25 protein-coding genes, 1 tRNA gene and 2 pseudogenes are annotated in these 25,699 nt (G+C 42.6%); 2 read left to right on the top strand and 26 right to left on the bottom strand.

Annotated features, from left to right (window positions below; translation table 11 throughout):
• Positions 1-345 precede the first annotated feature (345 nt).
• Positions 346-594 (top strand): hypothetical protein, encoded by a 249-nt coding sequence (locus ACTNES_RS06635; RefSeq protein WP_441038961.1) that lies wholly within the window; start codon positions 346-348, stop codon positions 592-594.
• Between the two features lie 6 nt (positions 595-600).
• Here the strand turns inward: ACTNES_RS06635 and ACTNES_RS06630 are convergent, their stop codons facing one another.
• The 5 genes and pseudogenes from ACTNES_RS06630 to fba all read right to left on the bottom strand — a co-directional run bounded on the left by ACTNES_RS06630 (position 601) and on the right by fba (position 4,674).
• Positions 601-1,137 (bottom strand): nitroreductase family protein, encoded by a 537-nt coding sequence (locus ACTNES_RS06630; RefSeq protein WP_441038959.1) that lies wholly within the window; start codon positions 1,135-1,137, stop codon positions 601-603.
• A gap of 113 nt (positions 1,138-1,250) precedes the next feature.
• Positions 1,251-1,730 (bottom strand): annotated as a pseudogene (locus tag ACTNES_RS06625) (dicarboxylate/amino acid:cation symporter); the annotation flags it as partial.
• A gap of 141 nt (positions 1,731-1,871) precedes the next feature.
• On the bottom strand, positions 1,872-2,018 hold the full coding sequence (locus tag ACTNES_RS06620) for a DUF6783 domain-containing protein (RefSeq protein ID WP_441038957.1): 147 nt from the start codon (positions 2,016-2,018) through the stop codon (positions 1,872-1,874).
• Positions 2,019-2,034: 16 nt separating this feature from the next.
• Entirely contained in the window at positions 2,035-3,477 is a 1,443-nt protein-coding gene (locus ACTNES_RS06615) for a L,D-transpeptidase family protein (protein ID WP_441038955.1), read from the bottom strand.
• A gap of 333 nt (positions 3,478-3,810) precedes the next feature.
• A complete protein-coding gene (fba, locus tag ACTNES_RS06610) occupies positions 3,811-4,674 on the bottom strand; it encodes a class II fructose-1,6-bisphosphate aldolase (protein ID WP_119234298.1) in 864 nt (287 codons plus the stop codon).
• Between the two features lie 271 nt (positions 4,675-4,945).
• On the opposite strand from fba, the gene ACTNES_RS06605 reads away from it, so the two are divergent.
• Positions 4,946-5,027 (top strand) — tRNA-Tyr (locus ACTNES_RS06605).
• Between the two features lie 151 nt (positions 5,028-5,178).
• Here the strand turns inward: ACTNES_RS06605 and ACTNES_RS06600 are convergent.
• From ACTNES_RS06600 to ACTNES_RS06500, 21 genes and pseudogenes are all read right to left on the bottom strand, one after another.
• A complete protein-coding gene (locus ACTNES_RS06600) occupies positions 5,179-7,284 on the bottom strand; it encodes a glycoside hydrolase family 13 protein (protein ID WP_291807807.1) in 2,106 nt (701 codons plus the stop codon).
• A 307-nt stretch (positions 7,285-7,591) separates the two neighbouring features.
• The gene (ftsH, locus tag ACTNES_RS06595) at positions 7,592-9,445 is read right to left on the bottom strand and encodes an ATP-dependent zinc metalloprotease FtsH (RefSeq protein ID WP_441038953.1); all 1,854 of its coding nucleotides are present in this window, start codon (positions 9,443-9,445) and stop codon (positions 7,592-7,594) included.
• Between the two features lie 16 nt (positions 9,446-9,461).
• A complete protein-coding gene (gene hpt, locus ACTNES_RS06590) occupies positions 9,462-9,992 on the bottom strand; it encodes a hypoxanthine phosphoribosyltransferase (RefSeq protein ID WP_216460155.1) in 531 nt (176 codons plus the stop codon).
• The gene (tilS, locus tag ACTNES_RS06585) at positions 9,985-11,550 is read right to left on the bottom strand and encodes a tRNA lysidine(34) synthetase TilS (protein ID WP_441038951.1); all 1,566 of its coding nucleotides are present in this window, start codon (positions 11,548-11,550) and stop codon (positions 9,985-9,987) included. The genes hpt and tilS overlap by 8 nt, the downstream gene beginning before the upstream one ends.
• A gap of 25 nt (positions 11,551-11,575) precedes the next feature.
• Complete coding sequence (locus ACTNES_RS06580) at positions 11,576-13,069, bottom strand: SpoIIE family protein phosphatase (RefSeq protein ID WP_441038949.1); 1,494 nt, start codon at positions 13,067-13,069, stop codon at positions 11,576-11,578.
• A 115-nt stretch (positions 13,070-13,184) separates the two neighbouring features.
• Positions 13,185-13,499, bottom strand: a complete 315-nt coding sequence (locus tag ACTNES_RS06575) for an FtsB family cell division protein (protein ID WP_291814897.1) — start codon at positions 13,497-13,499, stop codon at positions 13,185-13,187.
• Positions 13,460-13,918 (bottom strand): spore cortex biosynthesis protein YabQ, encoded by a 459-nt coding sequence (gene yabQ, locus ACTNES_RS06570; protein WP_216460158.1) that lies wholly within the window; start codon positions 13,916-13,918, stop codon positions 13,460-13,462. Before yabQ ends, ACTNES_RS06575 begins: the two co-directional genes overlap by 40 nt.
• A gap of 3 nt (positions 13,919-13,921) precedes the next feature.
• A complete protein-coding gene (gene yabP / locus ACTNES_RS06565) occupies positions 13,922-14,188 on the bottom strand; it encodes a sporulation protein YabP (RefSeq protein WP_216460159.1) in 267 nt (88 codons plus the stop codon).
• Positions 14,189-14,268: 80 nt separating this feature from the next.
• Entirely contained in the window at positions 14,269-14,508 is a 240-nt protein-coding gene (locus ACTNES_RS06560; protein ID WP_008707948.1) for an RNA-binding S4 domain-containing protein, read from the bottom strand.
• 107 nt (positions 14,509-14,615) lie between these two features.
• Positions 14,616-14,894 (bottom strand): HU family DNA-binding protein, encoded by a 279-nt coding sequence (locus ACTNES_RS06555; RefSeq protein ID WP_117677071.1) that lies wholly within the window; start codon positions 14,892-14,894, stop codon positions 14,616-14,618.
• A 204-nt stretch (positions 14,895-15,098) separates the two neighbouring features.
• On the bottom strand, positions 15,099-16,103 hold the full coding sequence (locus ACTNES_RS06550; protein ID WP_216460160.1) for a phosphotransferase: 1,005 nt from the start codon (positions 16,101-16,103) through the stop codon (positions 15,099-15,101).
• Positions 16,104-16,193: 90 nt separating this feature from the next.
• A complete protein-coding gene (locus tag ACTNES_RS06545; RefSeq protein WP_291807811.1) occupies positions 16,194-17,519 on the bottom strand; it encodes a CCA tRNA nucleotidyltransferase in 1,326 nt (441 codons plus the stop codon).
• A 242-nt stretch (positions 17,520-17,761) separates the two neighbouring features.
• Complete coding sequence (proS, locus tag ACTNES_RS06540) at positions 17,762-19,201, bottom strand: proline--tRNA ligase (RefSeq protein WP_216460162.1); 1,440 nt, start codon at positions 19,199-19,201, stop codon at positions 17,762-17,764.
• 615 nt (positions 19,202-19,816) lie between these two features.
• On the bottom strand, positions 19,817-20,308 hold the full coding sequence (locus ACTNES_RS06535; protein ID WP_291807812.1) for a deoxycytidylate deaminase: 492 nt from the start codon (positions 20,306-20,308) through the stop codon (positions 19,817-19,819).
• Between the two features lie 197 nt (positions 20,309-20,505).
• Positions 20,506-20,937, bottom strand: coding sequence for a ribose 5-phosphate isomerase B (gene rpiB, locus ACTNES_RS06530; RefSeq protein WP_291807813.1), 432 nt, complete (start codon positions 20,935-20,937; stop codon positions 20,506-20,508).
• 121 nt (positions 20,938-21,058) lie between these two features.
• Entirely contained in the window at positions 21,059-22,114 is a 1,056-nt protein-coding gene (locus tag ACTNES_RS06525; RefSeq protein WP_441038945.1) for an L-threonylcarbamoyladenylate synthase, read from the bottom strand.
• A 145-nt stretch (positions 22,115-22,259) separates the two neighbouring features.
• Positions 22,260-23,369 (bottom strand): DUF4179 domain-containing protein, encoded by a 1,110-nt coding sequence (locus ACTNES_RS06520; RefSeq protein ID WP_291807815.1) that lies wholly within the window; start codon positions 23,367-23,369, stop codon positions 22,260-22,262.
• Positions 23,363-23,905: an RNA polymerase sigma factor gene (locus ACTNES_RS06515; RefSeq protein WP_291807816.1), complete on the bottom strand. Its 543-nt coding sequence runs from the start codon at positions 23,903-23,905 to the stop codon at positions 23,363-23,365. The genes ACTNES_RS06520 and ACTNES_RS06515 overlap by 7 nt, the downstream gene beginning before the upstream one ends.
• Before the next feature lie 247 nt (positions 23,906-24,152).
• Positions 24,153-24,551, bottom strand: a pseudogene (locus ACTNES_RS06510) (hypothetical protein); the annotation flags it as partial.
• A gap of 15 nt (positions 24,552-24,566) precedes the next feature.
• Positions 24,567-24,848: a hypothetical protein gene (locus ACTNES_RS06505; RefSeq protein ID WP_441038943.1), complete on the bottom strand. Its 282-nt coding sequence runs from the start codon at positions 24,846-24,848 to the stop codon at positions 24,567-24,569.
• A 48-nt stretch (positions 24,849-24,896) separates the two neighbouring features.
• A complete protein-coding gene (locus tag ACTNES_RS06500) occupies positions 24,897-25,256 on the bottom strand; it encodes a hypothetical protein (protein WP_441038941.1) in 360 nt (119 codons plus the stop codon).
• Positions 25,257-25,699 lie beyond the last annotated feature (443 nt).

Below are 25,699 nucleotides of genomic sequence, written 5' to 3'. Positions count from 1 at the left end.
GTTATTCGCAAATCACTCACTGTCTGAGCGCAGCGAGTTTGAGTTATTTGCGAATGCTTTTAGCAGATTTCTCGAGGCTTAGCTTTTCTTAAGGCCCGAAACCGAGCCGAAAAGAATTATTGGCACTTGCGTCCCCTTTTAGCAGATTTTCCGAGGCTTAGCTTTTCTTAAGGCCCGAAACCGAGCCGGAAAGAATTGTTGGCGCTTGCGTCCTCCTCTTAGCAGACTTCCCGAGCCTTAGCTTTTCTTAATATCTAAACCCAAACCAAAAAGAATTATCATTGTTTTACTCCACCACTAATGCTATACTAAATTCACCATAAAAATACAAAAAGGAGGACTGTCATGACTCAGCCTGAACACACCAGAAACAACATTCTAAACACCTTAAAATGGTTCCTGCTCCTAATCCCAGCAGCGGCCGGATTTCTTATTCTCCGCAGATGCTCCGCAAATATGGATATCATCACCATATTTTTGATCGGTTTCTGTCTCATCCTTTCACCACTGGTACTGTTCGTCGGTTTCCTGATCCACACAGTCCTCTCTTTTATTGAAAGAAAATTAAAAGATATCGCAAAAAAAAACAGCTAACTCTCTTTACAGAAATTTCACGATTTCCTCTGTTTCTTTTCTTTTTGGTCGGTTAGGCTGTTCCCCTGGAACGCCTACCGCAATCACAGCAACTATTGTTTCTGTTTCCGGAACAGTACATAACTCCCGAATCTTCTCTGCATCACGGATTCCCATAATAAGAGTTCCGTATCCAAGTTCCCCAGCTTTCAATATCAGATTCTCATTCTGGAGTCCCAGGTCATAGCATCCCCATCCATTTCCCAGTTCATTATCTGCAGTCCCGTCTTTCTGAAATCCCGCTCTGTTGTGAACAAAAGTACTAATGATCAATACTGCATTCTCACATTTCCCGGCATTCATTTCCGGCAGGCACTCTTCTCTGAACTGACTCACATCTTTCTCATCCATAATGCAGTAATAACGTCCTGTCTGAGAATTCTTCCATGACGGAGCCTCCTGAGCTGCCTTTATCATAGCAAGAATATCCTCTTTACTTACCGTATTACCCTCTGCATATTTACGAACCGTTCTTCTCTTCTCGATCAGATTCTGAAATTCCATGTTTGTGTCCTCCTGTTCCGTCTTACTTGTATTTCTTATCTCTTAGCTTCGTTTCGTTGTGACCTTGCTTCCTTTTTCTTTTCCAGATTGGAAACGATCATACAGCAACTTTTTTCTTCCCCGATCATAATAATAGCAAATCCCAGAAGCAGTGCCATTACAATGATCTGAAGCATATTCGCTTCTACCATAGGAGAAATGAAATTAGATGGAAAAATATTTACGATAGTATCCATGAATGAAGTTGATTCTGCGGCTTCATAAACCAGATCTGTCGTAGCAACTTTTGGAAAAAGCCCCTTAAACAGATTTCCACCAACCAGTCCGATCATAATCGCAAATGCAGTTGTACATAAATAATATACAACTGTTTTCAGTCCGATAGACCCAACTTTCTTGATATCACGCATGGAAATAATTCCACACATAATGGAAAATAATACGATTGGAACAACAATGAACTTAACCAGATTCAAAAAGATCGTTCCAAAAGGTTTGATGTACGACTGTGCAAAATCCGCATACTTCTGCATCAGCAGTCCTGCCACGATTGCCAGTACAAGCGCAATAAAAATCTGCATAGCCAGTGACATTTTTTCTTTTCTTTTGTCATAAACAGCCCTCTCTTTCCCTCGTAAATGTATACCTCCATGTCACCTGGGCTTGTACAGAAGATATGAATTTATTATACCATACCTTTTTTTCAGAAAAAATATTTATTTGTACTAATTACATTATCTAGAGCGTGTTTGAAAAATCATTCCCACAATCTGTACGCCCCACTTTGCGGTATATTTTGCCCGAATTCGGTTGCCGTAGCCCGTGCAGAGTGAACAATACAAAAAAGCCAAGAATACTGTTCTCAGCTTTTTACGTTGCATATATTTTAATTACATTTTAATAGATAATGATCGGATATCCGCCATCAATCGTGTTATAGATCAGAGCAGCCTGATTTTCCGGAAGATTAATGCATCCATGACTACCGTGTCCTGTCTTATAACGATTGCCGCCAAAAGACGACTGCCAGGATGCATCATGAAGTCCCTGTCCATATACAAACGGCATCCAGTATTTTACAGTAGTTGCATAACCGTATTCTTCACTACTCAGAGTAAACGGACTTGCCTTATATGCGATCGGCCATGCACCTCTGTATGTCTCCCGTTCTGCGGTCGGTGCTCCACTGACAATATCTGTTTCCGTAACCAGAGCTCCATCCTTGTATAACCACAAATGCTGAGCATCCAGACTCACTTCTATATAACTTCCCGCCAGATCATCCGTACCATTTCTCATCATTCCACTGCTGCTGTATACAGGTTCCCTTGATATAGCCTCTCCACTTTTCAGATCTTCAAGAAGCTGTACAAGTTCCCCATCCTGATCGATCCTGTATCCATATTCATTATCAGAAACCGTCACCTCTGAACCTGTGGATGTATGGAATGTACGAGGTACATAAATCGTATTATACTTATTCGCCATATCAGATATGTAAGCAGCTGCTGCCTCCTGGTCAACACTGATACCACTATTCTTAATATTCAGCCAGGAACTGATCGTATTCGAATCCAGCACCTGTGTTTCTGAACCAAAAACATATGTAACTGTTGTACTGCGGTATTTTTCCAGTTGAGAATTCAACTTCTTCACCTGCTGTTTCATTTCCCCTGACGCTTCAATATCCGGCTGCCTGTAAACCTCTTCATTCAGCACAATCTGTACGTCCGAAGCAAACAGTTCTGTCTTGAATTTCTCATCCAGAGTCTCATCTACATAACTTAACAGCCGGTTCTCATCTATCTGATTTCCTACAACCTGCTTCACCAGCACATATTTCTGTTTCTTCTTACTGTACCGGATATGAGCATCTGTGGAATCTGTTCTTTCTTTATTACCAAAATTATCCTCTGCCAGAGCCATCTGTTCCTGTGCCTCGTCCTTAATAATCTGATAATCTATCGTATAGTCTTTCTGTGACGCAAGAAGCTGAAACTTCTGGCTTCTCTGCTTCTGAAGCGCTTCCAGTGCACTCTTCAATGCATTCTGATCCAGACTATATCCCATCTGTACCAGTGAAGTACTGTAAATATCCTCATCGTCTTCATTAAAAGTTACTGTTTTATTCTGAAATGATTCCGCTATCTTCTGCTGTGCCTCGTCTACAGTAAGCTTCGATACATCCAGACCATACACACTGATTTTTCTTCCAAGTGTGGTGGTATCTATATGATGTATATAAGCCAGCAGCCCGATTCCGGCGATCACAGTTGCTGCAACACACAATGCAAGAACCACCTTCAGCTTCTTTTTATTAAAAGCTTTCTTCTGTTCCATCGTTTGTTCTCCTACTTTTTTCTAACATTTTTATTTTATTATACAGAAGCTTAAAAATCAATTTGTAAAATCTACTTTTTTTGTCCACTTCATAAACAACCAGCAAAAAAATCCCCTGTTCCGTTGCTTTCACGGTCAGAACAAGGGGATTCTCCATTTTGGGATCAACATATAAATTGCAATACACACAGAAAATACCGCCACGAAAATTTTAAGTCCCTGTATCGGAGCCTTCCCCGCAAATCTGCTTCCTGTCCAGACTCCAATCCCATGGTATAAAAAAATCTCACACCTCAAAGGATGTGAGATTTTTTATTGCTTATGAGGTTATCATCAAGCTTTGTTAACTGATCCGAATAATTCCATTTTTTCTTTAACAGTAGCTTTGATTGCTTCGAAGCCAGGTGCAAGAAGTTTACGTGGATCGTATCCTTTGCCCTGCTGGTCTTTGCCTTCTTCGATGTATTTACGTGTAGCTGCTGCGAAGGAAAGCTGGCACTCTGTGTTAACGTTGATCTTGGATACACCAAGGTCGATAGCTTTCTTGATCATGTCTGCAGGGATACCTGTGCCGCCGTGAAGAACGAGTGGCATATCACCTGTTAACTGCTGGATAGCGTCAAGAGTTTCAAAGCTTAAGCCTTTCCAGTTTGCCGGATATTTTCCGTGGATGTTACCGATACCTGCTGCAAGGAAGTCAATGCCAAGGTCTGCGATCATTTTGCATTCCTGAGGGTCTGCACATTCACCCATACCTACAACACCATCTTCTTCACCACCGATGGAACCAACTTCTGCTTCCAGAGACATTCCGTGTTCAGCAACGATCTTAACCAGTTCTTTAGTTTTTGCAACGTTCTCTTCGATCGGATAGTGAGATCCATCGAACATGATGGATGAGAAACCTGCCTCTACACATTTCAGACATCCTTCATAGCTGCCGTGGTCAAGGTGAAGAGCTACCGGAACTGTGATGTTCAGCTCTTCCATCATTCCATTAACCATGCCAACAACTGTTTTATAACCAGTCATGTATTTACCAGCACCTTCGGACACACCAAGGATCACCGGAGAGTTCAGTTCCTGAGCTGTTAAAAGGATAGCCTTTGTCCACTCAAGGTTGTTGATGTTGAACTGTCCAACTGCATAATGACCAGCTTTTGCTTTTTTCAGCATTTCTGTTGCACTTACTAACATGATAAATTCCTCCTAATCTGTAGTAACTGCTACGTTCTTTCGCAGCTACTCTAATCAATCTTTGATATGGAATTACATCTATATCCAGATATGGTTATATTACCAGATTTCTGCTTTTTCGTCTACTATTTTGCTAAAAAAATGACAAACAAAATTACATAGATTTATGAAAAACTCCCTGCTGCATGAGAAATCTTTTAATTTTTTCAGATTTTTTGAAAAAAGTTCTTGCAATCTGGTTCTGTTTCATATATAATAAGCTTCGGTTCAAGGATGGATTCCCGAGTGGCCAAAGGGGGCAGACTGTAAATCTGTTAGCAACGCTTTCGAAGGTTCGAATCCTTCTCCATCCACTTAAGACTCAGACGGATGTCTGGGTCTTTTTTTGTTCCATCAATACCGCCTGATACATATTGTAATCAAACAAATAACTTGTTTGTACAAAAAAGAACAGAAACTAAGAGCAAAATCTTAATCCCTGTTCTTTTTAATGCCAATTTTCAATTAATTTTTATGATGTAAAACCACCACGCCAAATGCCGGCATTGTAAGTTTGAGGATTCCAGCGGAGGCGATGTATTCGGCTGGTTCTTCGGTGAAGCCTTCGGCGGAAGTCATGACGATCCGTTCAAGTTTTGTATCTGCCAGTCGGCTGATTCCAGACTGCCATAGCTGGATTTCTACTTCACGGCTCTCGGCTCTGTTATTAATGATCACGATCATCTGTTCTTTCTGGGAGAATCTTGCATAGCAGAGTCCCTGATAGTCGTTCCAGAGGAAGCCCAGAGACCCTGTTTTCAGGACTTCGTAGCTCTTGTGGATGCGGATCATGACTCTGTGGAAGTCGATCATCTGATAATCTTCACGTCCCCACGGATACGTACGTCTGTTATCCGGGTCTGTAAATCCGCAAAGTCCGGCCTCATCTCCATAATATACCGTCGGTGCACCCGGCCATGTCATCTGGATGGCTACGGCTTCACGCATAACTGCCGGATTTACTCCCTCAGATGCTGCTTCTGCACCTGCGTAGGAAATCCTTCCTACTCTATGGTTGGTTCTGGTCAGGAATCTGGAATGGTCATGATTGGATAACTCATTCATTGCAGTCTGAAGCGCGGACATATGAAGAGCACGCATGTGATTCTTCATTGCACCGATAAAAGCATCGCTGTTGCCCAGAAGATCCTCTCTGTACTCATCGCTATGCTTCTCCATACCAGTCAGGAACCAGGTCAGTGGTTCCATGAACGCATCGTAGTTCATAACTGTATCCCACTCATCGCCCTGGAGCCATCCTTCTGGATTGCCGTAATGTTCTGCAAGAATGATCGCATTCGGGTTCGCTGCTTTCACTGCCTTACGGAAATCTTTCCAGAATTTATGGTTAAATTCATTGCTGTGTCCCAGGTCTGCTGCCACGTCAAGTCTCCATCCATCTACATTGTATGGTGCAGATACCCATTTCTGACCTACACGGAGAATATAGTCATAAAGTTCCTGAGAACCTTCATAATTCAGCTTCGGTAATGTGTCATGTGTCCACCATCCATCATAAGTCGGATTGTATGGCCATTTATTCGGATCATTAAAGGAGAAGAAATTTCTGTATGGACTGTCTGCAGAAATATAAGCCCCTTTCGGATATCCTTCCTGGTTCTCATAAATGCGTTCTCTGTCCATCCATTTATTAAAGGAACCGCAATGGTTAAATACACCATCCAGAATGATCTTCATTCCTCTTCTGTGGATCTCTGCTGTCAGTTTGGCAAACAGTTCGTTGCTGGCTTCCAGGTTCTTCTTGTCTGTGACACGTTTGATATATTTCCATGCATGAGAATTATCGCTGTCATCTCCCAGAAGGATTCCCTCATTACAGTCCTCTACGATCCTGCCGTAATGTGGATCTACATAGTCATAGTCCTGGCAGTCATATTTGTGGTTACTCGGAGAAACAAAGATCGGGTTCAGGTAAATAACCTCTACACCCAGATCCTGCAAATAATCCAGCTTGTTCATAATGCCCTGCAGGTCACCGCCGTAAAATTCACGTACACCCATTACTGCCGGAATCTTATTCCACTGTTCTACCTGTACACTCTTGTCTCCAATATAATGGTATTCTCCGGTCACTACGTCATTGGTCGGATCTCCGTTCAGGAAACGATCCACGTAAATCTGGTACATGACTGCACCCTTCGCCCACTTCGGCGTATCAAATCCCGGATAAATCTCGAAGTCCATTCTGCCTTCATGCTTGGTACAGACTCCGAGGTTGTTATAATAGCAGGTTACCCAGCCATACTGTATCTCAAAATAATAACGGAAAATGTCCTCTCCAATGGTTACCTGGGCAGAATAATAATCGAATCCATTTTCTGTATCACATATCTGCATCTGTATGCGCTGTTCTCCGCTTACAAGGTATACAGAATCTACATTGTTCCTCTGTGTACGGAATTTGATCGTTACCGTATCCCCTGCCTTTGGCTCTGCCGGGTTTCTGTAAAATTCTGTTCCGTCACTGAAAAGCGCCTCTTTATTAAATACAGGACGCATGTTTAAGATATATTGCATTTTTTTTCTTATATCTGCTTTTCCATGTTCCATTTCCGTCAATCCTCTCTGTCATTTATCATCTTATTTATTTTATCTTAAAACAGGTAAGATGACAACCATCTGATTGCCCCAAATTTGCGCAGAGATTCAGTGATTCTGCTCAATCTTCCGCCGTTTTTTATACAAAGTAAAAAAGCCAGCGGGATAAGCTGGCTTTTTTGGAGAAGGTATTTCTTCTTATGGGGTGTAGCAAAAACTATATAATGTATTGGGGGGTTTTTACGATATATATAATAGCATGGGGCAAGGAAAAAGTGTGCACAAACTTCACAAAATTTGGCACACTTTTTTGTTTATATTATATATCAGTATTTTCTGTTTCTGGATTTTCTGTTGTAAAAAGTGCTTCAAACTCGTCTCTGTGCACCTTTTCCTTCTCAAGAAGAAGTGCTGCGCACTTGTGCAGAACGTCCTCATGTCCCAGAATAATTTTCTTGGCCTGATCGTGGCATTCTCCGATGATACGGCGGATTTCCTCGTCGATCGACTTGGCTACATCTTCGCTGTAACTTCTGGTGTGGGCCAGATCTCTTCCGATAAATACTTCATCATCGTCATCACCGTAGCAGATCAGTCCCAGTTTATCAGACATACCATATTTCATCACCATGCTTCTTGCAGTCGCAGTTGCACGTTTGATATCATTGGATGCACCGGTAGTAATGTCCCCGAAGATAATCTCCTCTGCGATACGTCCACCCAACAGAGTCATAATATCCTGAAGCATTTTCCCTTTGGTATTAAACATCTCATCATTATCCGGAAGCGGCATAGTGTAACCTGCTGCCCCCATTCCTGTCGGGATGATGGAAATCGTGTAAACAGGATCCATATCCGGAAGTACATGGAACAGGATCGCATGTCCGGATTCATGGTAAGCTGTGATCTTCTTCTCTTTCTCAGAGATCACTTTACTCTTCTTCTCAGCACCGATACCAACTTTGATAAAAGCACACTTAATATCAGACTGAAGAATGAATCCTCTGCCCTGTCTTGCAGCTTCAATGGCAGCTTCGTTCAGAAGATTCTCCAGGTCTGCACCTGTAAATCCTGCGGTTGTTCTTGCGATCTGAGCCAGATCTACATCCTCTCCCAGAGGTTTATCCTTCGCATGAACACGAAGAATCTCTTCTCTGCCTTTGACATCCGGACGTCCAACTGCAACCTTACGGTCAAAGCGTCCCGGACGAAGGATCGCCGGATCCAAGATATCCACACGGTTTGTAGCCGCCATTACGATGATTCCTTCATTCACACCAAAACCATCCATTTCTACAAGAAGCTGGTTCAGTGTCTGTTCTCTCTCATCGTGACCGCCGCCCATACCTGTTCCACGCTGTCTGGCAACTGCATCGATCTCATCGATGAAGATAATACACGGTGCATGACGCTTGCCTTCTTCGAAAAGGTCACGCACACGGGATGCACCTACACCGACAAACATTTCTACAAAGTCAGAACCGGAAATAGAGAAGAACGGAACTCCCGCTTCTCCGGCTACTGCTTTTGCCAGAAGTGTCTTACCTGTTCCTGGAGGGCCTACAAGGATCACACCCTTCGGGATTCTCGCACCGACTTTTGTATATTTCTGCGGGGATTTCAGGAAATCAACAACCTCTACCAGATCTTCCTTCTCCTCCTGCAGACCTGCTACATTGTCAAAAGTAACTTTCTTATTGTCATCCGGAGTTGTCATTCTCGCACGGCTCTTGCCGAAATTCATCATCTTGGCATTTCCACCGCCGCCTCCGCCGGCCATCTGACGGTTCATCATCATGATCAGGAAGATCACAAGTGCACCTGTGAGAAGAACCGGGAGCAGAGTTGTGAGAAATACATTATCTCCTGGTACATTCTGAGTTGTAACATCAATATTATACTTGTTCAGCAGTTCAATTGCCTGGTTGACATCTGTTACATAGACTTTTCTCTGTCCGTCATCTGTTGTGTCTACGATCACAGCACCTGTCGGAACCTCTCTGTTCTGCTGAATCGTTGCATCAACCACCTTGTTGTCTTCAAGAGCCTGCTCCAGCTGCTTCTGTGTGTAACTGCTCTGAGAAACCACCTGATTATTCAGATAAAAATATCCGGCTACCAGAGCAATGATCAGCACCAGATACAGACCAATTCTGCTTGGCTGTTTATTCACTTAGTTAAATCTCCTTTCAGTCTTCCCCCAGTTCTACTACTCCGATGAATGGAAGATTCCTGTATTTCTGTGCATAGTCCAGACCATAGCCTACTACGAACTCATCTGGAATATTGAAGCAGCAGTAATCAACTTTGACATCTTTGACTCTGCGTTCCGGTTTGTCCAGTAATGTACACAGACGGATGCTGTTCGGATTTCTCTTCTTAAGGATCTCGATCAGATAGCTTAAAGTCCTTCCAGAGTCAATGATATCCTCTACGATCAGAACGTCTTTACCTTCCAGTGGCTGGTCAAGGTCTTTGACGATTTTTACAACGCCACTGGATTTGGTATCATCGCCATAGCTGGATACAGACATAAAGTCAAGTGAAACCGGTACTGTGATTCTCTTGGCAAGTTCACATGTAAAGAACACACCACCCTTTAATACACAGATTAAATGAATCTCTTTACCTGCATAATCCTTGCTGATCTTTGCTGCGATCTGTTTAATACGGGAATCTACTTCCTCTTCGCTGAGTAAAACTTTGATTTTCTCACTCATTTTCGTGTCCTCCTTGGTAATTTAATACTAACACCTTCCTGGTTTGGGGGTTAATTTTATACCTCTCATTCATCCTGCTTCCCACCATCCAGAGAATCTCATTTCCGCATGCGATCAGCGGAATCTCGTCCCGCTTCTCTGACGGGATCTTCTCATCGATCATACAGCGGTTCAGTTTCTTTGTGTTTCCCTGTGCGTTGATGACCATGTAATCCCCTGTCTGTCTGGTTCGAATACACGGATTCCCTATTATTCTATCATAATCAAGCCATTTCGTATACTTTTTTTCTTCAATCTTCTGACCTTCATAGGAAAATATTTCTGCCGAAAAAGTACCCAGAGGACTGGTGACAGTTCCAGGAATACAGACTTCCCACTTCATAGCTGCTGTATCATCTTTACAAGCTGTCTCCACTGCCTTGATATCCGCCTTTTTTATATTATTCTGGCCTGACACCGTTCTCCAGTCATTCATACCAGATGATTGTTCCTCTTTTCGAAGAGAAAGCCGCACACCTTCATAAACTCTTCTGGCTTCCATGTTATATGGCAGACTGATTCTTTTTCCTGTCTGCATCTCATGAAGTGCCAGCACTTTCTCATAATGAACTGCTGTCAGGTCTTTCCGTTTACCTGCCAGACTCTCCATCGCCTGCTGAAGTGCATAAATCTGAATGATCTGAGGCTGCGCAAAAAATTTCTCCGTAAAATAATAGCCGGTATCTGTCTGAAATTCTTCCAGTATCTGACTGCTCTGCTGTGTCAGATACTCCTCCGCCTGTGAGATTCTGGCTGCTGTTTCTGCCATATGTGCCGCAGCTTTTGTATTTATCTGCCGCTCCAGTATCGGCAGAATATGATGGCGGATACGGTTTCTGGTATATTCATCAGACAGATTCGTACTGTCCTGGATATGGGAAATATGCTGTTCTTTTAAATAATCGGCAATTTTTTCCCTGCTTAAACATAAAATCGGGCGAATAATCTCTCCATCCACAGGACGCATGGTACAAAGTCCGCGCAGACCAGTTCCTCTGCACAGGTTGTGGATCATAGTCTCAGCAAGATCCTCCTGATTATGTGCCAGTGCTATCTTTATGACATTTTCTGAGTTTCCGCTGTCGTTCTGCCCTTTATCTGCCATATGGGATTCCTGCTTATTCAATATATTACATTTCTTCCTGCAGTCTTCCTGCTCTTTCCCACAGGCACTGATTTCTCTGTGAAAAGCCTCTTTCCTGACAATTCTTCCGGTCTCTTCTTCGCCCATTTTCCATTCCCTGCTCAGTTTCGGCACATCATAATGATAGACTCTGCATGGGATCTGCCATTCCCGGCAGATGTTTTCCACAAAGCTGCTGTCTCTGTCAGCTTCCTTTCCACGTATTCCGTGATGTACATGCACAACCCGCAGCGCAAAACCCAATTCCTGCTGCAATTCCTTCAGCAGATGCAGCATTGCCATGGAATCACTACCTCCGGATACACCCGCAAGGATTACATCTTTCTCCACGATCATTCTGTTTTGCTTTATGTAAGCAAGAACTTCTTTCTTCATCTTCTATCGTTTATCCTTTTTTCTATTATTTCTTCCACACGCCTGCCACCAGCACCGTCATATCATCCCGTGCATGATAATCGCTGTATCCCAGCACCCTCTCCAGAATTCCCCTGCCCAAGTCTTTCGGCGCTTCCTCATGGACATCCATGATGATCTCCTTCATGGTCTCTTCCTCCTTCTGACTTGGAAGTGCATCCAAGACTCCGTCTGTCATCATGATCAGATAATCTCCGTGATAAAGTTTCCTGGTTGCTGTTTCGAAGTCAATCTGCTGTACAAGTCCTGCCGCCAGGCTCTCAGAAGTGATGGATTCTACCCAATGATCTCTTTTGATAAAAGTCGATGCAGCACCTGCTTTCAGAAAATTACAGATTCCTGTATACAGATCCACAGCACAGATATCCACCGTGGAGAACATTCCTTCCTGATCTTTCAGCACCAGCGCGGAATTAACCATCTTCGCTGCTGTTTCCTGGGAAAACCCCGATTCCATGAACTGTTCCAACAGTTCTACAACTGTTTCACTCTCCCTGCATGCCTCCATCCCGGATCCCATGCCATCTGAAAGGCACATAACAAATCTGCCGCCATCTTCCTGCCTGCATACATAATTATCACCGGAAACCTTTTCTTCTTCCCTTGTCAGTCTGGCAACTCCGTAAAGGATCTGATAGCTTACATCTTCGATAAAATGCACCGTATGATATTCCCCATTTACAATACAACGGCTTCCATTTACAGGTACCATCAGACTGCCGCAGACCCCGGAAAGCAACTGCGAGATTTCTGTCATAGAAATGCACTGCCCGCTTCTGGCACGCATGGTAAGAAATACCTGCCTGCGCCCTTTTACCTTGTCCATTACCCAAGCCTGACGCAGGATCACATGGCACTTGCGCAGACTTTTTCGCAAATCTTCCTCAAACTGGGGTGTTCCTCTTTCCAGATCATACAGATCACTTGCTACATTTTCCATGATCTTTGAAACTTCCATCAGCTGCTGTGCAACTGCAAGTCTATTCTCGATCATGCGGTTATCCCACATCAGATTCTGTTTCTCCCGCTGATAATTCTCGGTAACTGCTTCATAATACTGAACCGAACGGGGACATATGCTTGTCCAGTCACCGCGGATACTTCGAATATCCTCTTCATTTCCGATCTCCATAGAACGTACCAGTGTCTCTACTTCCTTACAAAGCTCCTGTGCATGTTCTCCCCAGCAGATTTCCCGCTGATAACATCTGCTGCATACTTTCGCATTCGTATCCTCGATGATCCGCTCGATCTGCCTGCTGCTCAGGTAATCTTTACGGTACGGCATTCCATAAAAAGTATCTGCCAGTTTCTGAAAAGATGCCGCGTATTTCTCCACCCGTTCTTTCTGCGGATGACTTTCCTGCAAAGAGAGCAGTTCTTCTGTATCCGGCAGATTTTCCGCTAAAATAGTTTTTGCCATGTCCCGTATGATCAGCATGATGCTGATAACGAGCATGGCAATCATCCATTCCTGCATATTCTCCCCTCCCCTTGATATTCCCCTTATCATTCTTATCAGAGGTATTATATGGAAAGGGCTCTGAAATATCTGTCAAACTCAGACGAAAAAATCGTAAAAGTTTTCGACGTTTTTATTGCTGTTTCTTAAAAACAGTCTCATTATCCTTTACAAGTCCCAGTTTCTCTCTGGCAACTTCCTCAGCATATTCGTCTGTTTCCATATATTTCTTTAATTTATCAATCTCTTCTGTGCGGTTCTGCTCATCTTCTATCTGCTGCTCAAGTGTGGCGGCTTTAGCATCGTATCCTGTGAGGCGTTCCTGAAGGTCATTACTTTTAAGCATAAGTCCTCCCAGAAGGACTAAAACAACCAGCGCAATCGCAAGCATTCCAAGAGATTCATAACCTACTTTTCTTCTCTTCTTTTTTTTCTTAGAATTACCCAATTTGCCAGCCTTTCTTTCTTAGCGCACTTATACACTTTATATTTCAGAAGTTTACATCTTTTGACCGGAAATAGCAACCATTTTATCAAAAATTTAATAATTATTACAGGAATCTCCATAAGTCTCGTGCAGCATTTTACAAAAATACCGCCAAGTATTCTGTGACAGACGTATGCTCCCAGCAGGAAACCCAGAATCATAAAAAAGCGCAAAATTCCTTCATTTGTCCTGTAAATCTCCGAAAAGATAAAAAATGCACAACACAGCCAGTAGAGAAGATCTTCAATCCCTGCTGCTTTCTCCGAATGTGCAAGGACGTTTCTCAGGGCGATCAGAAGATCATAACACAAAAGGAGAACCGCTCCTGCAGCTACGGTCCGTACCAGAAGAAGTAATTCATGATGAATAAATGTACTCATCTCTTAACGAAACATCCTTTTTAGAAAAGATTCATCTCTGTTATCTGTATTCTTTGACAGATAGGTAAGACTGTCCACTTTTCCTTCCAGATCTACTTCTCCTTTTTCCAGATCGAGCTGCTTCACATGAAGCTGTTCTCCTTTTATTACAAGTTTACCTGCCTGTGTAAAAAGCAGGATTTCTTTTTCATCAAAGGATTTGACATCCTTTACTCCGGTAATTCTGCCGCCCTGACGGTTCTCCAGCATCAGGCTGTGTGTATTATCCATAGCCGCCTCCCGGATTTCTCACTTATCAGTATTTTATGTCCGTCTGGCTTAAAATAGAATTACCAGTATAGCATTGACTGTTAAAGGTATTTATACATACTCTCTACGTCTTCTTTTTTTACGGTCTCTTTTACATCCAGTACTTCGACTTTGACGTTCTTGCTTCCGAACTGGATTTCGATGGTGTCTCCTGTCTTGACCTGTACGGATGCCTTGGCAGGTTTGTCGTTTACAAGGACTCTTCCTGCATCACAGGCTTCATTTGCTACCGTACGGCGCTTGATCAGGCGCGACACTTTCAAATACTTATCTAATCTCATAATTCTGCTCCTGTATCAGATACTCACGAATTGCTCCGCTAACGCTCACGCAATTCTGGAGTATCAAAAAGGGGGAACTTTCGTCCCCCCGGTTATCGTCTTAATTATTATTTACCGTTAACCATATCTTTTAAAGCTTTTCCAGCTTTGAATTTCGGTGCTTTAGAAGCTTCGATCTTCATTGTTTCACCAGTCTGAGGATTTCTTCCCTCTCTAGCAGCTCTTTCGCTTACTTCAAATGTACCAAATCCAACTAACTGGATCTTTCCGCCATTTTTCAGTTCTTTAGAAACGACATCAACGAAAGATTTCAGAACATCTTCTACGTCCTTCTTGGATAAGTTCGTCTCTTTCGCCATAGCTGCTACTAATTCTGTTTTATTCATGGTGTTTCCTCCTCTAATGATCTCTTTCTTGTTTGGTGGCATCTGCCAAAAGCGACAGAGCTCTATCTTCTATATATATACCTTTTTCCCTATATTGTCAAGGTTTTTCAAAAGATTCGGGCAGTTCCGGATGCCCGAAATAGTTACTGTTCACTCCGTTCTCAGTAACCCGAAATATGCCCCTTTTAACATGTACTATATTTTTCAAAAATCAGCAGGATAAACCTCAAAACACTTTTGTGCAAAATCCTTCCAGTTTTCTCTCTGTCGGATGAGATTCTGAAGCTTTTCCACATTTTTCTCAGAAATCCACACCTTTTTGTGCGAATAGTAATAATTTGCCAGTTTCCAGTATTTTTCGGGATAAGTAAAGCGTACTCTCAGGTTCTGCCATTCAGCTTTTGAAATGGGACGGATCCTGTGATATTCCCGGAGCATTTCCTGCGCCAGATTTAAATTCCAGTTATACTTTTCTAGGATTTTTCTCATAAAACGGTACAAATCTGCCATCTGAATGTCAAAGTTCCAGTGCCCGAAATTTGTCACTGCTGCAGTTTCATCTTCCCCTTTCAACATCAGAACATTATGCTGGTTGTATTCTCCGTGACAGACCTGTCCCTCACGCCATACCTTCTCTCTGAGACTGTCGTATTCTGTCTCGTCCAGAAGCTCTACCGCATACTGCGCTCTCTGTAAAAACCACTCCACACTTGCCAGATAATCTTTCTCGAATACACTGGACGCACCTTTTTTCCGGATGAATTTGCGGATCTTGCGAAGTTCCTGATTATGCCGGAGGTATTCATCCCGCAGGGAGCGTTCCCTGTATTCCTCCACAGGTTCCATTTTCATTAAAATATGTAACCTTGCCAGCGTCCGGACACTCTTTATGATATCATCTCTGGATTTGGTGTCGCATTCTCTTCCTTCGTACCAGTGCTGCAGTGTAAAAGCCATCTGGTCTTTATCCTTGCTGACCAGACTTTCCTGTGTATTCTGTAGAAAATAATCGGTATTCATCCCGCATTCTTTTAGATGAAGCAGCAGTTCCTGCTGTTTTTTCAGCTTTTTTTCCGAACCGTGAAATTCCCTCAAAATCAAAAGTCCCTGCGAGGTATAACAAAGCAGGGCCCCCCTTGTCCTTGCAGAACGGTCTGCTGTCAGCTCATACTGAGCCAGAGTGCTTAGTCCGTAATCATACAATGACATATCCCCCTCTTATTTTGATACTTTCTATACATATGAAAAAAATCCGGGGGATATACCCTCGGATTTTTATTGCCAGAAATGTAAACTGTTTTATTTCTTATCCAGCATACCTAATAATATTTCTTTCTGATTTTTCTGCGGATCAGCAAGTACCTCTTCCAGTAAACGGTTCAATGTCTCCCCAATCTCACGCCCCGGCTTATATCCGGCCTGGATCAAATCTTTGCCTGTGATTGCCAGGGTTTTCAGAGATACACACTGGTGCTCGTTCAGGATCACCTCATAGGCTTCTTTTACCTTGTCCAGACGCTCCTGTTTCTCAGCACGTCTGTACTCGCTCTGCGCCAGCATATCTGCCTGCTGCACTTCCAGATAATATGGAAAAAGATCTTCACCGATGCGGTTCACTGCACGGCGGACAGATTTCGTTGTTCCCTCCGGTCTGTCATCATGCCACTTCACCAGGCGGGTTACTTTGCGGATGGTATCGTTGTCGAATTTCAGTCTGCGCAGGATCTGACCTGCCATCTTTTCCCCAGCCTCTCCATGGGTTTTGAAATGATCTCTGCCGTTTTCATCTGTCTTACGCACAACAGGTTTGCCGATATCATGGAGCAGCATGGTGATCCGCAGAACACGGTCTGCACGCACATAGTCAAGACTGTGCAGGATATGCTCTCCGACTGTATAGCAGTGATGAGGAGTATTTTGTGGCGTTTCCATGCAGGCATCAAACTCTGGCAGAAACTCTGCTGTGATCCCTGCTTCATAAGCGACTCTGAGATAATCCGGATGCGGAGACATGAGAAGTTTCACAAGTTCCACCTGAATACGTTCTGCGCTGACATGTTTCAGATTCGGCGCCAGGACTTTCAGTGCCTTACGTGTTTCCGCTTCAATGCTAAAACCAAGCTGTGCACTGAAGCGGACTGCACGCATAATGCGAAGTGCATCCTCTGTAAAACGCTCCAGCGGATCGCCCACACAGCGGATGATCTTTCTATCGATGTCCTCCATTCCGCCAAAGAGATCAACAAGTCCTCTGGACGGATTGTATGCCATAGCGTTAATCGTAAAGTCGCGGCGCTTTAAATCTTCTTCAAGACTTGCCGTAAAGGTTACTTCTTTGGGATGTCTGCCATCTTCGTATTCGCCGTCTACACGGTAGGTCGTAACCTCATAGCCTTCTTTCTCCATAAGAACAGTCACGGTTCCGTGCTGCAGACCTGTATCTACAGTCCTGTGAAACAGTTCCTTAACCTGCTCCGGTTTCGCAGAAGTAGTGATATCCCAGTCATCCGGGGTACGCCCCAGGATAGAGTCGCGGACACAGCCGCCTACTACATAAGCTTCATAGCCTGCATTCTCCAGTATGTGCAAAATTGTCTCAGCATTTTTCGGTATTTCCAGAATCATATGACCATCCTTATCTGTTTAAATTATTATCTTTTCTTTTAGCCAGAAATCCGTGTATAGTTGTTTATACCTGCGCTGGATTTTCTCTGACAGCATATTCTTACTATACACCAACACAGTCCTGTCTGAAAGACTTTTTTATAAATTCTGAAAACCGGCATTCAGATATAATCTGCTGCCGGTTTTCTCTATTGCTGTTTTGTAACTGTTCATTATCTCCTCAGTTACAGCATTCTTCTAAATTAATATGCTCTTCCCCAGTAAACCATCTTCTTAGCCGGTTTTCCACAGCATACGCAAACATCACTTAAGTGTTCCTGCTCAAACGGCATACATCTGGATGTAGCCTGAACATCTTCTTTGATCTTGTCTTCACATGCACGGTCGCCGCACCACATAGCTTTTACGAAACCTGGTTTGTTGACGATAGTGTCTTTGAATTCTTCGTAGTTTGTAGCAACATAAGTATGAGCATCTCTGTGTGCACGCGCACGCTCCAGCATATCCTTCTGGATTGTTTCCAGGATCTCCTGTACTTTCTCTACAAGCTCATCAAATGTAACTGTGTATTTCTCTCTTGTATCACGACGGCAGATTACAGCCTGGCCATTCTCGATATCCTTCGGGCCACACTCGATACGGATCGGAATACCACGCATTTCCTGCTCTGCGAATTTGAATCCCGGACTCTTGTCTGTGTCGTCTACTTTTACGCGGACTCCTGCTGCTTTTAATGCTGCAAACATCTCGTCTGCTTTCTCAAGAACGCCTTCTTTTCTCTGCTGGATCGGGATGATCACTGCCTGTGTCGGAGCGATTCTCGGAGGCAGTACCAGACCGCTGTTGTCACCGTGTACCATGATGATGGCACCGATCATACGTGTTGTCATTCCCCAGGATGTCTGATGTACATACTGAAGTTTATTCTCTTTATCTGTATACTGGATGCCAAATGCTCTTGCAAATCCATCGCCAAAGTTATGGCTTGTACCGGACTGAAGGGCTTTTCCATCATGCATCAGAGACTCAATTGTATAAGTAGCTTCTGCACCGGAGAATTTCTCCTTGTCAGTCTTCTGTCCCTTGATAACTGGGATAGCAAGTACTTCTTCGCAGAAGTCTGCATACAGGTTCAACATCTGAATAGTACGTGCTTCTGCTTCCTCAGCTGTTGCATGAGCAGTATGACCTTCCTGCCATAAGAACTCACGGGAACGAAGGAATGGACGTGTTGTCTTTTCCCAACGTACTACAGAACACCACTGATTGTATACTTTCGGCAGATCTCTGTGAGACTGGATCTCTTTTGCATAGAAATCGCAGAATAATGTCTCAGATGTCGGACGTACGCACAGACGCTCCTGCAGCGGATCCAGACCACCGTGAGTTACCCATGCAACCTCAGGTGCAAATCCTTCTACGTGATCTTTCTCTTTCTGGAGAAGAGATTCCGGGATAAAGATAGGCATGTATACGTTCTGTACGCCTGTTTCTTTGAATCTTCTGTCCAGTTCATGCTGGATATTCTCCCAGATCGCATATCCTGCAGGTTTAATCGCCATGCAGCCTTTAACGCTGGTATATCCGCAAAGTTCAGCTTTCTTTACAACGTCGGTATACCACTGGGCGAAATCGTCTTCCATGGATGTGATGGCTTCTACCAGTTTCTTGTTGTTTGCCATGATTGTTTCTCCTTTTTATGTGATTGTGTTGATCCTGAGTCAAAATAACACCATTGACGATTTGCAAACTTACTGTCCACTCCCGGTAATGTTCCTAATGGAAATACCCGCAGACAGCAGTTTCAAACGTTCTGTTATTTTCTTACATTTCTCAGGATATAGTCGCGGCGGAATGCATATTCTTCTTATTTTTCCTCTATAAATAGATTCCCTTATCTGCTCCACAGTACAAAAATCTGCCATTTTTATAATCCGGCAAAATCTGCCATATTACAAAAAACGAAAAAAAGAAGCCCAGCATCCCTCACAAGGGACCGAAAGGCTTCGGCGGTACCACCCTAATTAGCACTGTACCCAAATGCCTGCACATTGCTCGCTCTTCTTCCGATAACGCAGGAAAAAACGCCGTACTTCAATTGCACGGGGCTCCGAGGCCGGTTCCATAATTCGCGCACAGAATCCTTCCACCAGATGGATTCCTCTCTGGGATTGCTCCTTATGTACTATTCTCTTCATCGCCGTATATATTTGCATTTGGTTTTATTTTATTTGAAATGGACTGATGTGTCAAGAGTAAAAATTACATTACTGGGCACGAAATGAACAGTAACAAAATTACACCTCAATTGTAATCTTACGTCCTGTTCGGTTGTATTTGTAATAACGAACTCCTGCTGCATCCAGCATTCTTTTTGATGCGATCACTGCCGGTGTATTGGCATATTTATCGCAGTCATACACAATCGTCTTAATCCCTGCCTGAATGATTGCCTTGGCACATTCGTTGCACGGAAACAATGACACGTAAAGCTTCGCACCTTCCAGGCTTCCGCCTCTGTAGTTAAGGATTGCATTCAGTTCACTGTGGGTCACATAGAAGTACTTTGTATGAAGATCATCCCCTTCTCTCGCCCAAGGAAATTCATCATCTGAACATCCTTTCGGAAATCCGTTATATCCCATGGAAAGGATTTTGTTGTCTTCACTTACAATACAGGCGCCAACCTGTGAATTCGGATCCTTGGAACGCATTCCTGACATCATGGCAACTCCCATGAAATACTCATCCCATGACAAATAATCTGTACGTTTACAATTTTTATCCATGCTACTTCCCCCTTGTTAAAGAGAGCCAGAAACTGTTCCATACTTCCCTTCAGTACTATCACAGTTTCTGGCTATTTTATCCTTTTGTTTTTCAATACATTCAGTAAGTTCAGAGTAGTCAGGCGGATAAAATCATTCGCTTCACTACTTGCTTATAACTTACTCTTCGTCTGTTAATCCCAGACAGCGTCTGCTGATTATTCAGTTTCCATCTGGTTGATTCTTCTGATGTGTCTTTCATCATTGGAAAATGGTGTATTTAAGAAAGTCTCCACAATCTTAGCCGCAAGTCCAGGACCTACAACTCTTCCGCCAAGTGCAAGGATATTTGCATCATTGTGAAGTCTTGTAGCTTCTGCTGTAAAGCAGTCTGTGCAGACTGCAGCTCTGATTCCCTTAATTTTGTTTGCTGTAATGGAAATTCCAATACCTGTTCCACAGAACAAAATTCCTTTTTCACATTCACCATCAAGGATTGCATGTGCAACCTTCTTTGCATATACCGGATAATCTACGGATTCCAGACTGTCACAGCCATAATCCTTATACTCAATCCCTTTCTCATCCAGATACTTCTTAATCTCCAGTTTCAATTCATATCCACCGTGATCACTTCCTAAAGCTATCATTTCCTTTTTTCCTCCTGAAATAAATTTATTTATATTTCTTCTGACCCTTTCCTTCTTTATGTTATACAAATGATCAGACAATACACTTAAAATAATCTGCCACTGCCACAAACAGTAACACTTACTCCTCCACTCGAATAATCTTATGTCCTGCTGCCTTCAGCAGACGATTCATAATGGCCTGTCCCATTCTCGGTGTATAAAATGCCTCTGAATAAATAGACTTGACCGCGCTCTGGTCAAAATCGCGAAGCACTTCATACAGATGATGAGCAATCGTTTCCTCTTCCTTTCGGCTTCCGATACTGACTACCAGACCCTCCGGATATCTGTCTTTTGTCTCGTCTGTTGCAATGATACCAACCTGCTCGCCACGTGCTTTCGCCTCTGCTGCCAGCTCATTGATCTTCTTCACAACCGCTTCTTCGGAACCTTCAACAATTGCCAGATCTGCCTTCGGTGCGTAATGACGATATTTCATCCCCGGTGCTTTCGGGCGGACTTTGCTGTCAGCCGCGATCAGACCCTTGTCCATTCTTACATCACCCAGAGTCTCCTGAAGCATCTCCAGAGAAATATATCCCGGACGCAAAACTACCGGCACATCCTCTGTAAAATCAACGATTGTCGACTCAAGGCCGATACCCACCTGGCCTCCGTCAATGATCATCTCAATCGCTTCTCCAAGATCCTCCTCAACATGCTGTGCAGTAGTCGGACTCGGTCTGCCTGAAGTATTTGCACTTGGTGCAGCCACATATCCACCAGCAGCTTTGATCAGTTCCTGCGCGATTTTATCACTTGGGAAACGCACCGCCACACTGTCCAGACCACCCGTAGTCTCCCTCGGTACCAGATCTGACTTCGGAAGAATCATAGTCAGCGGTCCCGGCCAGTATTTCTTTGACAGAATCTTCGCTTTCTCCGGAACCTCTGCCACGATCGGCGCCAGCTTATCAAACTCTGCAATATGCACAATCAAAGGATTATCCGATGGTCTGCCCTTCGCCGCATAAATCTTCATAGAAGCCTGCGGATTCAGCGCATCCCCACCCAGACCATAAACAGTCTCCGTAGGAAACGCAACCAAACCACCCTGTTTCAAAATCTCTCCACCACGACGAATAGCTTCCATATCAAGCTTGTCCGCTGTCATGGATACAACTTCTGCTTTCATTATATTCCTGCCTTCTTTTTATCTTAATTTAATCTATTATTCCACAACTGTTATTGTACACGATTTTTCCATATTTGTCTCTATATTTATTCGTATTTTACAAAGCTGATTTTTCCGCTTCATTTTTGTTCCATTGATATTTCTATTATCGCACCTCAATCCACTGATCAATATTTCTGAAATGCACCGCCTGAAGCTTATCCACATCCACAAGTTTTGGAAAACTTTTTCTGATGATCAGGACTCCATTTTCTTTATCCTGTTTTTCTCCACCGCCACTGATTTCTCCTATAGTTGTATCAAAATCCACGACGTTTCCATCTTCATAACGTACACGATCTATATCTGTCCTGATATAAAGATCCATGCCATAATCTGTTCCTGTATACTCAAATCTGTTTCTTTCGTCGTCATACACTTTCATAGCCTCATTATAGTCAAGATACAGCGACCACAGAAGCGGAGATACCTCCATCTTTTTCATAGTGATCTCATAACCTCCAAAATCACATTTCCGGTTTACCTCCAGACTTGCCGGAGGTTTCACTGTGCCTAAAGTCCATTTAAAATTCCAGGTTCCTTCTGTCAGCACATTCTCATCCTCTTCATACTTTCCTTCGTCCGTAAGGTTTCTTAATGAAATTTCAACTATTCTGTTACTCAGATCATAATCACTGTCATAGGAAAGAAAAACATTAAAATATTTAAGATGTGCAGAATTTTGATCTTCTTTTAATAAAGTATCCTGTTCTACTCCCGTGCTGAGACTTCCAAGTCGATCCTCATCATCTCCATACACTTCTGTTCCATCAATCTTGAAGTGCAACACTTCCTCAAAAGAAGTATTGTCATCCATAACAATACTGTCATCCGTTTCCACTTCAAAAAATGCAAACAGAAATCCCTGATCCTGTATGGAATCTGTTAAAGTAACAGTTACACCATTCTGTGTCTCTGACTGATTAATATTCTGGATATAGTTTGTTTCCTGCAGCGTCTCCTGCTGCTCTTCTGATGGTTCCAGCCTCTTTACCAGATGATCATTCCATTTAAAAAACTCATTTGTCGCTACAGTAACGACCATACCGGCACAAAGCACCGCTGCTGCGATCAGCACACGAACACGAATTTTCTTTTTCTTATATCTCTTGTCTGCTGTATCATCTTTTTCAATACATTCCAGGGTCTCTTCGAACTTCTCATGAAAATCATGTGGTACTTCCGGTGCTATATCTTTCCATTTATTTTCTAACATGGCATTTTCCCCTTTCCGGTCACTTTATTTGACGTTTTACTGTTCTTCCTCGAAATTGGTGATTTCTCTTCCTCATCAGAAAGCTGTACCTTCAGAAAATCTCTTGCCCGTGAAAGTCTGCTCTTAATCGTTCCTTCCGGAATCTCCAGAATCTCACTAATCTCCTTCTGAGAAAATCCTTCTATATAATATAAAGTTACCAAAATTCTTAAATCTTCCGGAAGCTCCATAATCGCCATATATAAATGATGGTACCGATTCTCCTCAGACAGCCTTTCATTATCCATATAGTCTTCATATGGAACAACCTTTTTCTGTTTTCGAAGAATCCCCTTACATTCATTGATCAAAATCCTAGTAATCCATGTTCTGAAGAACTTCTCTTCTTTTAACATGGGAAGTTTTTCATATACTTTTAGAAGAGTCTCCTGCACAGCATCGCCACAATCAGCATCATTTTTCAAAATAGACTTTGATATATGATACAACATAGTCTCTGCATTTCGAACCTCCCTGATAAATGCATCTTTCGTCATAATCTGTTTTCTCCTTCTCTCCGGCCGGATTTGTACACGTGTTTATTTTTTTCTTTTACACTAATTAGATGCACATAAAAGTAACTCGGTTCTTAATAATAACAGATTTTTTCTTTTTATTCAGCTTTAAGCAAAAAAATGAGAGGTATCTGTGTTTACCTCCCATTTCTACAGCTCTACTTCTATTTTATTTTTGAAGCATATGGATAAACTCATCCGTATTCGGTTAAATCCATATCCTTCTTTCTTATTTTCTGATCGCCTTTATACAATATTTATAAATTCTTTTATAGGTACGTGTAGAATAGTGAACGCCATCATCTATATTTCCCTTAAATTCATTGTATGTACTGTAACCGTTTTCCATCAGATACTTATAGGTATCTATCCATTGAAATCCGTTATTTAATCCACTCTGTAATCTGTCATTAAAATAACGTAACTGTGCTTCTTTTCGGGTTGGTTTCATTGCTGTATTTACCGAATTTACAGACATATAGAACAATCTGCAGTTACTTTCAAGTTCCTCTGCAAGAGTGTTCATATATGCAAGATATGCATTTACCTCACCTTTATAATCAACCCCATTCCCGAAATTATGACTCGAAAGATCATTCACGCCAAGATTAAAAATAACTGCTACAGGCTTATCTGAATCTGACTACAGACGGGCAATTTCACTTTCCAACAGTCTCTCCCCTGCTGTTTCAAACCAGTTCAGACCCTCTCCTGACTTACACACAAATGATACTTTCGAAACTGCTTCCTTTCCATATTCCTGAAGAAGAGTCTTCTGCAAAAAATATGTTCTAGAGTCTCCCACAAAAATAACTCCGGAATACTCCGACAACTGACCTGCCAGATTACCGACCTGCAAATCCGGCTCCTGTTTCCAGTTATACATAACTGCATATAAATGAGTTTTCTTCTTTACCCGTATCACCTGTCCTGCCTGATACTGCGGATTCTGAGTCTGACCCGGCTTCGTACTTCATCCAAGAAAAGTATATCCGGTCTCGTTCTTTATTTCAGGAAGTGTCACTTTTCCATTACTGTCTGCTTTTCTTGTTATCGTAGTCCCATCTGCCTGATGAAAAATAACTGCCTTCTGAGAAGCAGATGAAATCGCTCCTGTTCCCTCCGACGGAGCCAGTGATTCATCCTTCTTACTATCCGAATATGTAAAAGATGTGAAGCTTGTGGTTCCTTTTTCCACATCGTAAACCCTTACTTTGCTGGTTTTCGCAAAAGCAGCTTCACAAAAAAATGAACTACAGCAAATCGCCCCTGTCAACATCATGATCACCATTTTTTTGCTATAATGTCTAACCTGAATTCTTTGTTTACTCATTTCAAAACTCTCCCTTTCTGTCATGTGAATATTCACACTCCTCATTTACTCCTACTACTTATACAGTGTCATCTTTTCATTTTTCCACTGTAGAAACATATTTTTCTTATATATTACACATACATTATCATAATACAATCGTAATCCATATCTGTAAATTTTACTTTTTCACCTGATAATTATTTCCCCAAAACCATTCCAGTCAATAACCAGCGTAAAAAAATATTTCATTTCCTGTGCATTTGCAGGGTACTTAGATATTCTTAGCCGGCAAAATCTGCGTTATGAGAAATCAGAGACACTGTCTGAGCCGTAGGCGAGTTTGGCTCTGATTTCTCATGCCTTTAGCAGATTTTTGGCGGCTTAGAATATCTTAATGCCCGAAACCGCACAGGAAATGAAATATTTTTTTATGCGTCCCTCTTGACTGCAAAAGATTACCT

The sequence above is a fragment of the Blautia sp. HCP3S3_D9 genome, from assembly GCF_052063845.1.
Classification (GTDB): Bacteria; Bacillota; Clostridia; order Lachnospirales; family Lachnospiraceae; genus Blautia_A.
Note: the sequence above shows the minus strand (reverse complement) of the source record. Positions and strands in the feature narration are given on the sequence as shown.